This window comes from Bifidobacterium bohemicum DSM 22767, from assembly GCF_000741525.1.
In the GTDB taxonomy this organism is placed as follows: domain Bacteria; phylum Actinomycetota; class Actinomycetes; order Actinomycetales; family Bifidobacteriaceae; genus Bifidobacterium; species Bifidobacterium bohemicum.
In genome coordinates, this window is record NZ_JGYP01000004.1 from 156,556 (window position 1) to 168,871 (window position 12,316).

General features: G+C 59.4%; 11 protein-coding genes and 1 tRNA gene. 2 read left to right on the forward strand and 10 right to left on the reverse strand.

Going from position 1 to position 12,316, the window contains the following annotated elements:
- Positions 1-60: 60 nt before the first annotated feature.
- The 9 genes from BBOH_RS06415 to BBOH_RS06455 all read right to left on the reverse strand — a co-directional run bounded on the left by BBOH_RS06415 (position 61) and on the right by BBOH_RS06455 (position 8,721).
- A tRNA-Leu gene (locus BBOH_RS06415) sits at positions 61-142 on the reverse strand.
- A 265-nt stretch (positions 143-407) separates the two neighbouring features.
- A complete protein-coding gene (gene citG / locus BBOH_RS06420) occupies positions 408-1,268 on the reverse strand; it encodes a triphosphoribosyl-dephospho-CoA synthase CitG (protein ID WP_033522360.1) in 861 nt (286 codons plus the stop codon).
- Positions 1,269-1,340: 72 nt separating this feature from the next.
- Complete coding sequence (gene citX / locus BBOH_RS06425) at positions 1,341-1,985, reverse strand: citrate lyase holo-[acyl-carrier protein] synthase (protein ID WP_052118234.1); 645 nt, start codon at positions 1,983-1,985, stop codon at positions 1,341-1,343.
- A 388-nt stretch (positions 1,986-2,373) separates the two neighbouring features.
- Positions 2,374-3,912, reverse strand: a complete 1,539-nt coding sequence (gene citF / locus BBOH_RS06430; RefSeq protein ID WP_033522359.1) for a citrate lyase subunit alpha — start codon at positions 3,910-3,912, stop codon at positions 2,374-2,376.
- The gene (gene citE / locus BBOH_RS06435) at positions 3,902-4,816 is read right to left on the reverse strand and encodes a citrate (pro-3S)-lyase subunit beta (RefSeq protein WP_033522357.1); all 915 of its coding nucleotides are present in this window, start codon (positions 4,814-4,816) and stop codon (positions 3,902-3,904) included. The genes citF and citE overlap by 11 nt, the downstream gene beginning before the upstream one ends.
- Before the next feature lies 1 nt (position 4,817).
- Positions 4,818-5,111 carry a citrate lyase acyl carrier protein gene (gene citD, locus BBOH_RS06440; RefSeq protein ID WP_033522355.1) on the reverse strand — a complete coding sequence of 98 codons (294 nt, stop codon included), beginning with the start codon at positions 5,109-5,111 and terminating at the stop codon, positions 4,818-4,820.
- Between the two features lie 16 nt (positions 5,112-5,127).
- The gene (gene citC / locus BBOH_RS06445; protein WP_033522353.1) at positions 5,128-6,153 is read right to left on the reverse strand and encodes a [citrate (pro-3S)-lyase] ligase; all 1,026 of its coding nucleotides are present in this window, start codon (positions 6,151-6,153) and stop codon (positions 5,128-5,130) included.
- A gap of 17 nt (positions 6,154-6,170) precedes the next feature.
- Positions 6,171-7,559, reverse strand: a complete 1,389-nt coding sequence (locus BBOH_RS06450) for a 2-hydroxycarboxylate transporter family protein (protein ID WP_081930392.1) — start codon at positions 7,557-7,559, stop codon at positions 6,171-6,173.
- A 1-nt stretch (position 7,560) separates the two neighbouring features.
- Complete coding sequence (locus BBOH_RS06455; RefSeq protein ID WP_202805406.1) at positions 7,561-8,721, reverse strand: NAD(P)-dependent malic enzyme; 1,161 nt, start codon at positions 8,719-8,721, stop codon at positions 7,561-7,563.
- 223 nt (positions 8,722-8,944) lie between these two features.
- Between BBOH_RS06455 and BBOH_RS06460 the strand changes: the two genes are divergently transcribed.
- The gene (locus BBOH_RS06460) at positions 8,945-9,889 is read left to right on the forward strand and encodes a sugar-binding transcriptional regulator (RefSeq protein ID WP_033522351.1); all 945 of its coding nucleotides are present in this window, start codon (positions 8,945-8,947) and stop codon (positions 9,887-9,889) included.
- 314 nt (positions 9,890-10,203) lie between these two features.
- Here BBOH_RS06460 and BBOH_RS06465 read toward each other — a convergent pair whose 3' ends face one another.
- Positions 10,204-10,818 (reverse strand): GNAT family N-acetyltransferase, encoded by a 615-nt coding sequence (locus BBOH_RS06465; protein ID WP_033522349.1) that lies wholly within the window; start codon positions 10,816-10,818, stop codon positions 10,204-10,206.
- 391 nt (positions 10,819-11,209) lie between these two features.
- On the opposite strand from BBOH_RS06465, the gene BBOH_RS06470 reads away from it, so the two are divergent.
- Positions 11,210-12,223 carry an AEC family transporter gene (locus tag BBOH_RS06470; protein WP_033522347.1) on the forward strand — a complete coding sequence of 338 codons (1,014 nt, stop codon included), beginning with the start codon at positions 11,210-11,212 and terminating at the stop codon, positions 12,221-12,223.
- Positions 12,224-12,316 lie beyond the last annotated feature (93 nt).

A 12,316-nucleotide genomic window follows, 5' to 3' on the forward strand; every position in this document is an offset into this window, starting at 1 on the left:
AAGTCGATCAAATAACTCCTTAGGCCACTTAAACCTGACCATGTGAAAACCCACGCCAAGTGCGAGCAAAGGGACTCGAACCCTCACGACCGAAGTCACAGGAACCTAAATCCTGCGCGTCTACCAATTCCGCCATGCTCGCGTACCACCCCTCTAATCTAGCAGACGCGCCGCACAAGGCGACCGGACCCGACGAAAACGGCTCGGTCGCTACGACAAAAGCCACGAAAAAACGAAAAAAGCGCGGTTTTCGTCGTAGGGACGGGACAGCAGGGCCGTAGAACGACTTGGGAATAGGCTGTGAACCGTCCATGAAGTAGAGCTGTAGGACGGCCTGGAAGTGGGACCAGAGGCGACACAGACGACAGAGGGGCAACAGGCGCGACACAGAAAACGATGGGGGCAGGCTACATAATGCCTTCCATGAACCCAAAGAAGATGGTGAGAATCAACAGGTCGGCGCTGCCGCCAAGGCTCAGGTTGCGTTCGAGGCATTCCTCGTTGAGCTCGCCCAACAGCCGCATGCCAGCCTCGGTTCCGGCGCCGCCTAACGAGAAGTAGCGCTCCGATCGGTCGTGCATCCAGTCGAGCACGGCCGGGTCGCCCGCACGCTTGACGAGATTGGAGTCCTCGGTACGGCCGGCCAACAGCATAAGCACGTCCAGCAGCCGCGTGTTGAGATCGCCGTTGCCGCGACTCCCGCGCAACAGCGGAAGCGCCACGTCGATAACCGAAGGGAATCCGGCTTCTGCTTCGCCGCGCACACCGGTGGCGCCGGTTTTAAGGTACTGCCGCTCGCCCGCAGTCAGTTCGAAATCGGGTTTTCCCTCGAGCAGGCGCAGGTCGCGCGCGGTAAACCCGGCAAGCATTCGCTTGATGACCTCCTGAACACCGGTCGTGCCGTAATCGTGCGATTTGCAGTAGTGACTGGTGGCACCGACCGCAACACCAAGCGAAAACACGGCACCTTTATGCGTGTTGACCCCGTCCGTGGCCTCGAACATCTCACGTTCGGCGCCACGGCCCAGCGCACGCAGCCGCTCGAACAGCGCCGTGAGATCGGCGCCCGCGAAATCCGCGCCACATCGCGCCGCCGCATCGAAATAGTCGCGCAGGGCCACGGCGCTGTCGATGAAGGTGAACACCGTCATGTCGGGGTGGGGGCCGGAGCCTACCGGGTCGACCAGACCGGGCTTGGGATGCACCGAGACCTCGTAGAGCAACGCACGCACAGCGGCCTGCGCGATAAACCGTGAGTCATATTGCATTCTCACCCCTTATTATTTCCGTTCTTCACGAGACTTCAACGTTCATCCGCAACCGATGCGATGCACGTTGTCTTAGACATGCCCGAATTCCTCGGTCGGTGCGGGATTGGCGCCATCTACCGACGCCCGACCTGCACGGTCGCCCGAAAGCTTGGCCGCGCAACGCAAACGCCGGGCAGCAGTACCGCAGTAGTCCAGATAACGCCGCTCGACCGCCTCTTTCAGCTCCTGCGCCGAATGGGTTTGGCTGCGAGCGCACTCCTTGGCCGGACGACTGCACACCAGGCATCGCCGCTGCGGCATGCCCAAATCCGTTCGCGAAAGCTGGCCGACCTGCCCGTGCCGCATCACATCGATATCGAAAAGCCTGCCCATTGCGGACGCATCCTCGAACCGGACCGCAACGGCCTTGACCCAGCGCCAGTCGTCCTTGTAGACCACGAACGCCTCCGGGCCCGTGGCACGGCTGATATAGACATGCCAACGTTCGTCGCAGAACCCCTCGTCCTGCGCCCGGTCGGCAAACTCTGCAAGCCCCGCGCGGAAGATGGCCCGCAGCGCGGCATTGGTTTTGATGGCACCGGGCGTGTTGAGTTTGATCGCGACCACGGTGCTTTCGGGGAATTCGTCCATCAGACTCCGTTGCGCGTCTTCGCGCCACTGGCGGCCCTCCAGAATGGCTTCAAGGGACTGCGGCTGGCCGGAATCGAGTATCATGCGCTCCTCCTGACTCACAAGCGTGCCAAACGCAGCCTCTCCCGCGTCCAGCCCTTGACCATTCCATACATATAAGGTATTACTATAAGTGGATGCCCGAGTCTGCCATTATGCACCCGGAGGCCTTGGCCTTAACCAACCTGGCGACTACCTACGCAAAACCGACGCAGGGACGAACCGTCATGACCCGATTCGCCCCATACCGTCCAGCTTCGGCGCGACCACTGCATTCCAAGCCCGGCGCACTCTACAAGTGTCGCAGCACCCGACTTCATATACGACCGACACCTTCGCCGGACCGCTCGTGCACCGTCGTCCGAACCCGATGGAAAGTCAGGCGCGGCAAACGGTGCATGGGCAGGTTTTACGTTGTTTTCCGGTCACTCAGTCACTCCGCGACCTGACGGATCTGGTCGATGATCGTGCCGTCGCGGTATTCGATCAACGCCACGGTCCGGTCGGTGAACTTGAGCGGTTCGGGGGTGCCGAGCATCTTTTCGGCGCGCTCCTGCAGCTGCTGGATCGTGTAGACCGGCAGCCCCGGAATGTTGCCCAGAGCCTGCATCAGGTCCTGACGCTTGGGGTTGATGGCGATGCCCACCTCGGTGACCAGCACGTCAACCGAGTCGCCAGGTGTAACAACCGTGGTGACCTTGGGCACCACGGTGGCGATGCGTCCACGCACCAGCGGAGCCGAAATGATGGTGAGCTTGGCCGTGGCGGCATCCTGATGACCGCCGATCGCGCCACGAATCACGCCGTCTGACCCCGCCATGACGTTGACGTTGAAGTCGGTGTCGATTTCAAGGGCGGAAAGGATGGCCACGTCGAGCTTGTCGACCATGGCGCCCTTGTTGGCCGGGTCGGCGTACCAGGATGCGTCGATCTCCTGCTGGCCCGGGTTCTGGCGCATCGAGGTCGCGGCTCCCTTGTCGAAGTCCTGAACGTCCATGACCTTGCCGATCAGCCCTTCTTCAAGCAGGTCGACGGTGGGCTTGGTGATGCCGCCCAAAGCGAAGGACGCCTTGATGCCGTTGTCGATCATCGACTGACGCAGGAAGCGGGTCACCGCGAGCGCCGCGCCGCCGGAACCGGTCTGGAAGGAGAACCCGTCCTTGAAGTAGGGCGAGTTGACGATCACGCCGTTGACGCTCTTGGCGATCTTCAGCTCCTTCGGGTCTTTGGTGAACCTTGTGGCTCCGGAACCGATCTTGTCGGGGTCACCGACCTCATCGACCTTGACCACGTAGTCGACCTGGGACTGCTTGATCGAGGCCGGGGTGTTGGGGTACGGCCGAATGTCGTCGGTGACCAGCACGACGGTGTCGGCGTAGGCCGCATCGACAAGAGCGTAACCCAGGGAGCCGAACGCGGACTTGCCTTCCATGCCGTTGGCGTTGCCCATCTCGTCGGAGTTCGGCACGCCCAGGAAGGCCACGTCGATGTTGATGTCACCGTTTTCGATGGCGCGGGCACGGCCGCCGTGCGAGCGGAAGATCACGGGGTTCTTGAGCAGCCCGTGGGACACCGCGTCGCCCAGCGAGCCGCGCATGCCGGAGGATGTGATGTTGGTGACCACGCCCTTCTTGATGGCCTCGACCACGGTGTCGTTCATGACGCCGGTGAGGGAGGAGGGTGCGAGGGTCAGGTCGCGGTAGCCCGCGTCGATGATGACGCGCATGACCTTGTTGAACACGTAGTCGCCACCGCGGAAATGGTGGTGGAACGAGATGGTCATGCCGTCACGCACGGTCTTCCTGATGACTTCTTCGAGGCTGTCCACCACTTTGCCCTCGCCGGTCGAGGCATGGACCTTGGGGGCCTTGCGCTGGATCACCGGGTCACCGAAGTCAGTGGTTTCGTAAGGCTTGAAGCCCAGTTCGTTCATGATGTCGTCAGGCAGCTGACGTCCTACTTTACTTTCCAAGGTAATTACCCTCCTCATCGATGATGTGGGCGGCCTTCGCCAGTTTCATGACCCGCTCGGCACGCAAGGCGACCGGACGATCAACCATTTTGCCGTTCATGGAGATGACGCCGGACCCCTGCGCCTTGGCTTTCTTGATGGCAGCCATGACATTCTGGGCATTACTGATCTCATCGTGCGTGGGCGTGAAGACCTCGTTGACCATTTCGATCTGGCGAGGATTGATGAGTGACTTACCGTCGAAGCCGAGCTGATGAATCAGTCGGGTCTCGCGATAGAACCCTTCAGGGTCGTTCATGTTGGAGAAGACCGTGTCGAACGCTGCTATTTTCGCGGCGCGAGCGGCGTGGACCACCATGTTGCGCGCGAAGAGCAGCTCCTGCCCGTCCGGATAGCGGTGAGTCTTCATGTCGGTGGTGTAGTCCTCGGCGGAAAGGGCGATGCCGATCATGCGGTCGGAGGATTTCGCGATCTCCTCGGCATGGAGCACACCTTCGGCGGATTCGAGTGCCGCCATGAGCTTTGTGGAGCCGACAGGGCGTCCAAACTGGCGTTCGGCGGCCTCCACCTTCTGCTCGAGGCGATACATCATCTCCGCGGATTCGACCTTGGGCAGACGGATGACCTCGACACCGGCCTTGACCATGGCTTTGATGTCGTTCTCATAGAACGGCGTATCGTCGCCATTGATGCGAACGACCAATTCGGCCTTGCCGTAGTCGATGTTGGTCAGCGCCTCGTAGACCAGATAACGCGCGGCGTCCTTTTGGTCCAGAGAGACGCCGTCCTCCAGGTCGAACATGATCGAGTCGGCCCCATAGATGCCTGCGTCCTTGATCATGGCCGGGTTGTTGCCAGGGACGAACATCATTGTCCGACGTAGTTTTTCGCCATTCTCCGCCATTTCAGAGCACCTCCCACTTCGGTTGCTCCACGATGTCGAGCGCCCGCTGCACGGCCGCCACGGTGCGGGCCTTGATGACAATGTCGAGCGCACCCTTGTCCACCGCTTTGACCTTGGCCGAAGTGATGCCGTAGTCCTTGAGGACACTGGTGATCGTGGCCTTGATCTGCTCGCCGAATTGCTTGATGACGTCGGAGGTCAGATCAATGTCGATCCCGTCGCCTCCCGGTGCGAGCGTGACCTGGATGTCCGAAGACTCCAAGGTTCCCGCGGTCGCGGTACGTGTGATATCCATGAACTGCTGTTCCTTTCTAAATTCTCATCTGTAGCTGCAGCAGATGATGTTGTATGAACAATCTTGTAGTTGCGGGCACAAGGGCATCAATTCCATCCAAATCCCCTTGCGCCACGAGTTGCCGGACGCGCGAAGCAGATATGGGTTCGCCTCCGGCCTGCTCGCGTTCGATGACGGTCACCTGCGTGCGGGGCTCCAGAACCTCTTTCAGGGCCTTGTTGTAGGCCTCCGTAGTCGGCGAATACGGCTCCTGCCCGACATATCGGCGGGTGATGCCAAGAGCCGGAACAAACCAGTCGCGAAACAGGGTCGCGTCGAGCTTGGTCTGGTAATCCACCACGTCTTCCGGCGATGCGATGAAATAGGCCGGGAATGTTGCAAAACCAACCAGATAATCTCCCCCGTCGACCACCGTTACGTTCCGTATATCGGCCACGCCTTGACGCACCAGTTCCAAACGTTCATCGGTGGTGAACAAGGACCGGTCCGCATGAACCACAAATACGTAAACGTGCCGGTTCCGACTCGCCGCCACTTCCACCAAGTGCCGATGACCCAGGGTGAACGGATTGGCATTCATCACTATGGCCGCCGATTGCGGCCAGTTGCCCAACGCCCGCACGTCCTTGAGATAGGCGTCGATGCCGGGCAGGCCCCCTTCCAGAAGCACCCCCTGCTCGACCTGCGCGAGCTTGGTGAAGCCAATGTGTTCAAATGCGGTGACGTACATGGGCTTGGTGAAGACGAAGTAATGGGTAGCACCCCGATCGGCAAGCCTGGCGATCAACTCGCCGACGATGCGGTTGAAAAGCGCGCTGTGATCGAGGTCTTCACGCCGAACAGCGATGTACTTGAGCACACACCCCGCCAACGATCCCGTGGCGATCAGCCGCCCATCCTCATCGAACAGACCCACGGTCTCTTCGATGGGTCGGACTTCGCCGGCCTGGAATTCGTGAATTCCTTCCGATTCCAGGAATTCCTGCCACCGGCACATCGTCAAGTGATCCGACAGATACATGTCACGCATCTGAACCGTCATCGCTCACCTTTCCACAATCAGGCCACAAGCCCCATGATGAAGATAGCGACCGTCACCGTCATCGCACCGCCCAGACGGACAGCCACTTGAGCAAAGGGCATGAGCTCCATCCTGTCGCCTGCGGCAAGAATAGCCAACGCGCCGGTGCCGCCCTGGCCAGAGCAACAGGAAACGGCAATGGCCGTGTCCACCGGGTATAGGCCAAGAATCTTCGCGGAGATGAACGCCGTGGCCACGATGGAAAGAACCGTGATGAGAATGACGAACATGGAAGCAGGGGATTTGAAGACCTCAATGAGCTTGTTCCAGTCGGTCTGAGCCACACCCACGCCAAACAGCAGCGGAGGCGTGATTCCTTTGACCACGAAGGTGTTGAGCGCGGCGCCGCCCTCAGCGATGTCCTTCGGGATATAGCCCAACATTTTGGCTGCCATGAGGACGATCAGCACGATAATCGGCGACGGGAGGTTGAAGTGCACGTAGGTCTTGAGCACATAGTTGAGCCATACGGCGAGGAAGTAGAAGGCGATCGCCATGACGATGGCCATAAGCATCTTCTCTATGCTCACCTCGCCTCCCCTAGCTTTGAGGCTTTCGAGCTTGTCGCCGTCGTCGTCGATAAGCTTGCCGTTACCGGTCAGTTCGGGCTTCTTCTCGCCCAGCTTGCGCATCGCGCCCGCGCAGACGACCGCCACAAGGCTGCCGAGCATGACCGCGGGCAAAATCTGACCGAAGATGTCACCGGAGGTCGCACCGCTCATAATCGCGGCATAACCCATAGCCATCGGCATCGCGCCCTCGCCCACACCGCCGGCCATGATCGGGGCCACTATGAAGAAGTAGGTCTTGTAAGCCGAAAGACCCAACGCCATGCCCACGCCGGTGCCGACCAGCGAACCGATCACGTCGCACAGCAGAAGGACTACAATGATGCGGCTGGTGGCCTTGAGCAGCGTCTTGCGGTTCATGGAGGCGATCGAGCCGACGACCAGCAAGGTGATGAAGAACATCAGGAAGTTGTTGTGCTTCATGAAATCGGAGACCGTGCCGACGGTGGCGGCCGGAATCCAATGCTTGAACACCAGGAAGGAAGGCAGGAAGGTAACCACCAGCACCTTGCCACCCAGCGATTTGAGAATCGGAATGTTGTTGCCGATCTCCTCAAGCAGATACGAGAAGACGACCATGACGCCCAAAGAGATGAGCATGTCGTTCTTCGGCATCACGTTGCTTGCGGCGAGCAGCACATAGCCCACGGCAAGCACAAGCCAGAGTCCGATCGGCATGAACCCTATCTTGAAATGCACGATGCGATCCCACACCTTGGCCCAGCCGGTCTTGACGACGGCTCCGGAGGCAACGTCGCCCTCCGCCACCGTCCTGGTTTTCGAGGTTGAATCCCCCATATCATTCTCCTTTGAATTCCGATACCGCCTCGACCACGGCCGACACGACACCTTCGTCGAACACTCCCGGCACCACCCTGTCCGCGGTGGGCCGTTCGATTAGCGCCGCCAACCGCTGCGCCACCCGCAGCTGCAACGGCATGCTGACATCCTTCACCCCGTACTTCAGCAGCCCTTTGAACAGGCCGGGGAAGACGAGGATGTTGTTGACCTGGTTCGCCCATTGCGACGAACCGGTGGCGACCACGGCCGCGCCCGCGTCATTGGCCTCATCCGGGTCGATCTCAGGAACCGGGTTCGCCAGCGCGAACACAATCGGGTTTTTGGCCATACGCCACACCTGCACGCCGTCGAGCACATGGTCGACCGACACTCCGATGAACACGTCGGCGCCCTCGATCACTTCGTCCAGCGTCTGTCCAGACGCCATTTCGACCTGCTTGGCAAGATTGCGCTGATAACGGTTGTAGCGCTCGTCGTCGGGCGTCACCGTGCCGTGAATATCCACCAGCGTCTGATGACGGATGCCCGCGGCCAGCAGCAGCTTCGCGGTGGCGACACCGGCGGCACCCATGCCGTTGATCACCACACGCAGGGTCTGCAATGGCTTGTGCACCACCTTCGCCGCGTTGATCAGGGCCGCGAGCACGACGATGGCAGTGCCCGTCTGATCGTCGTGATACACAGGAATATCGATTCTGGCCCGCAACTGCTCCTCAATCTCGAAGACCTTGGGAGCGGCGATGTCCTCCAAATGGATGCCAGCGAACGATTCGGCCATGTTGACAACGGTTTCCACGAACTGGTCGACAGGCACCTGTTCCAACGTCATCGGTATGGCGTCCACGCCCGCGAGCTGCTTGTACAGCAACGACTTCCCCTCGACGATCGGCAGACCGCCCGCGGAGCCGATGTTGCCCAGACCCAGCACCGCCGAGCCATCGGTGACGACGGCGATCAGCTTGCCGCTGACCGTGTATTGCTTCCTGGCCTCCGGATCCTTCTGCAGCAGCTTGGCCAGCCCGGCGACCCCTGGGGTGTATGCCTCGGCGAGTTGCGCCCTGCTGGTGACGGGCAAATCGCCGTGTATGTCCAGAACACCCGTGTGTTCGGCATGCAGCTTCAATATATGATCCTCATCCATCAATGTGTATCCCTTCACTCGAATCGGTCGCCTTTTGCGCATCGTTTGGCGTCTCCCAACAGCTCTCGACGTTGAGACTTCTTGAACAGCTTCAGGCTAACAGTGTGTTGAAATATAACAAAATAAAAACAGTTATTTTTAAAATATTAAAAAATTTTTTTGAATCTAGTGAGTACTATTAAAATGGTTTTTAATTTTTAAAAACCGTACGTGACCTTCTACCGTCAGAGAACGAGGCAACATGGTATCGCAAGAAATGCTCGCCAGCCTTTCTCAGGATTTCTACCAAAAGGACCTGAACCTGGCCCAGCTCTCCAGCAAGTACCACCTCAGCCGCTACCTGGTCAACAAATACCTCGAACAGGCCCGCGAAGAGGGCATCATCACCTTCATCATCCAATCGCCCGAAGCGCGCAACCAACAACTCGAACAACAACTCGGTGATTTCTTCGGCATCAAAAACCTCTACATTCTGAAAAACAGCTCCAACCCGCAACAGAACCTCGACAACATAAACAGACTTGCGGCGCACAAAATCGAGGCCTACATCCGCACCAGCCATGTCGTGGGCACCACCTGGGGATCGGTGATCTATAACGCCATCAGCGACATGCACAGCAGTGTGCTGGAAAACGTGGTATTCACCCAATTCATCGGCGAAAACATGAAATACCACTCGGAGGCGGGCTCAATGCGGATGGTCGAGCGCATGGCCGAACGCTTTTCCTGCGAATACATGACGCTGGCGGGCCCGCTCTACATCGTGGACGACGCCACGCGCGAGGGCATGCTGCGCGAAGTCGCCACAGCCGCCACCCTCAAGATGGCAGCGCGCATGGAGCTCATATTCAGCGGTCTGGGCACCCTTGATTCGATCAAATCGATTCCGACATGGTGGAAGAACATCGACAGAATCTTTCCCCAGGTCAACTTAGAGCAGGTGGCAGGCATGGCGTACGGCAGACCATACGACATTTACGGCAACTTCCTCAACCAGCACCACGACACCACCTTCGGGCTGGACCTGAACACCATACTGCAGACCCCGGTGCGGTTCGCGCTGGTCAAAAGCACCTTCAAGACGCGGGCATTGCTAGGTGCCCTGCGAGGCAACCTCTTCACCGACATCGTCACCAACGAGATGGTTGCGCAACGAATCGTCTTCGAGCTGCGCAAAGGCAACTGAACCGCGGAGCGCCGGCAAGTCGCTGCGGCAGGACGACACGATCGGCCACCGATGCCGTCCCGCACACCATCACGGATGGCATGGCGACCGGATGAATCTTCCGGCAACGATCACGGACACGTCGTTGAGGCCTTCCGGCACATCGTGACCCCGAAATCGGGCCTAGGAGAACATCGGCCGCAAGGCTGCCGTCGACGCTCCGCCGCAACGGCTTCAAAAGCGCCAAACCGGTTCGGTCCGTAAGCGCCCATGCGCCGTCATCGAGCAATTCCGGATGGGACCGCCCGGCGGCGGCCCGCCGATCCGCACCGTCGCTATACTTCGCGGGCCAGAAGAAAATCCGTCTGCCTGTCGTCTCCCTGCCAGAAGTCATGCTGGCCGATGCGCACGAAACCCTTGTCGGAGTAGAAACGCTTCGCAGGCTCATTGTGCTCCCAAACCCCAAGCCATACACGGTTCAGGCCACGGTGCCGGGCCCGGTCGAGCGCGAACGTCATCAGCCGTGTGCCCAACCCAATTCCCTTGTATTGTGCACGAACATACAGGCGCTGGATCTCCATCGCGTCCGGCCCCATGTCCTCAAGTTGGGCGGCACCGAAGTTGAGTTTCATGTAGGCCGCATCGATCACGTTCCGGGCACATGAGTCCTTGCCGTTATGCCCGTCATTCCCGGCATCATCGTGCTCGTTGCCGTCGTTGCGAAAGGCGCCGACATCAACGGTATTGCATTCAATGACGTAGAACTCCGAGTCCGGATTGGCTAGTTCAGAACGCAATATATTTTCATCGTAGGAGCGCGACAGGAACCGTTCCATATCCTCATCCGAGCTCGTTCCATCGAACGTGTCCACATAGGTCTGGACGCTCAGCCGCGAAAGCATGGCCGCGTCGTCTACGCCACAACGCCTGATTTCAAATCTGTGCCCCAAATCATTTCTCCTTACCAGCGCTACACTCTATCACGAACGAAACCGTCCCCTAACCCCCTGGCCACTGTCGGCGTAACCGCCACGGACGAGCCCTGACTGACTCTGACCAACCCTAACCTATCTCAAACGACCAATGGGCAGCCACATCCGTTTCATAACCAAACCGAACTGCTCCAGTGAAGAAGGGATATACACAGCCACCAGAATCCGTTCCGCCACAGAACCACACCACACCAGCCAACAAACGGAACCGCAGGAGACGAACGACAGGACACTTGCCCGGAACCACGGCAGACCTTTAACCGTTTGCACCACGCGGGCACTATGATTAGGTAATGTACGACCCGATACGGGCGCCGCTTCAAAGGAACCATACTGAAAGGCGAGATGCATGAGCGCAATCATCCAACCGACGACGTTGCTGCTCATTATACTCGCCGGATACCTGCTCAAGCGATTCGGGATCCTCGGCCCGAAAGACTACCGCGTGGTGCAGTCCCTCGAATTCGATCTCGTGCTGCCGGGAGCCATCATCTACTCTTTCGCCACGAATCCTCACCAACCCAATCTTCTGCTCATCTCGGTCTTCTCGTTCGTCGCCTCGCTGCTGCCGCCCTTGGCGATGTACCTGACATCGCGGCACCGGCCGATTGCGGAACGCGCCTTCCTCATGCTCAACGGGGGCGGATTCAACATCGGCTGCTTCTCGTTCCCGATGGTGCAGGCGTTCCTCGGACCTGCGGCGCTGATTCCGGCCGCGATGTTCGACATCGGCAACGACATCATGGTGGCCGCAGGCACGAACGTACTCACGCAGATGCTGCTGCATATCGAACCCGGCAAGACGCTGGCCGAGCAGGGTGCGGGCGCCGGGAACGGCACGATTTCGGCGCTTCCCCGCGTCAAACCCAAGGACCGCGACGCTCGGAGGCTCCAGCACAGGGCCTTGGCACGCACCATCGCCAAAGGATTCCTCGCGTCACCAGCGTTCGACACGTATATGGTGATGGTGGCTTTGATGCTGTGCGACTTCCGTTTCCCCGAATGGATAGGGCAGATGGCACAGCCGTTCTCGGGCGCGAACGCCTTCTGCTCCATGGTCATGGTGGGCATGCTCACTGAACTGCCTGCCAGCCGGGCCGATTGCAAGGCTGTGGGCGAGGTGCTCGCGTGGCGACTGCCGTGCGCCCTGCTCTTCGCACTGGCGGCGTGGTTCCTGCTGCCGTTCGACCCGATGGTGCGCGAGACTGCGGTGATATGCTGCCTGGCGCCCACGGCCATCTTCTCGACCATGTTCACCGACAAGGTGCTAGGCAATGCGAAACTTGCCGGATTCACGCTGTGCATGACGGCTGTGATCGGCACGGCGCTGATGGTCGCTGCGCACCTGATCATTCATATCTAAAGAAGGTATCGCGCCTAATAGCGAGTGCTTCTGTCGAATTTACTTGCAGACTTTTTATGGACGGAACCGTCGTGCCCACGATGTCGCAATGAC

Bases quoted from the DNA above. Each gene is read 5' to 3' on its own strand.
- citG (WP_033522360.1), bottom strand. From the start codon at position 1,268: ATGCAATATGACTCACGGTTTATCGCGCAGGCCGCTGTGCGTGCGTTG.
- citX (WP_052118234.1), bottom strand. From the start codon at position 1,985: ATGATACTCGATTCCGGCCAGCCGCAGTCCCTTGAAGCCATTCTGGAG.
- citD (WP_033522355.1), bottom strand. From the start codon at position 5,111: ATGGATATCACACGTACCGCGACCGCGGGAACCTTGGAGTCTTCGGAC.
- citC (WP_033522353.1), bottom strand. From the start codon at position 6,153: ATGACGGTTCAGATGCGTGACATGTATCTGTCGGATCACTTGACGATG.
- BBOH_RS06460 (WP_033522351.1), top strand. From the start codon at position 8,945: ATGGTATCGCAAGAAATGCTCGCCAGCCTTTCTCAGGATTTCTACCAA.
- BBOH_RS06450 (WP_081930392.1), bottom strand. From the start codon at position 7,559: ATGGGGGATTCAACCTCGAAAACCAGGACGGTGGCGGAGGGCGACGTT.
- BBOH_RS06470 (WP_033522347.1), top strand. From the start codon at position 11,210: ATGAGCGCAATCATCCAACCGACGACGTTGCTGCTCATTATACTCGCC.
- citE (WP_033522357.1), bottom strand. From the start codon at position 4,816: ATGGCGGAGAATGGCGAAAAACTACGTCGGACAATGATGTTCGTCCCT.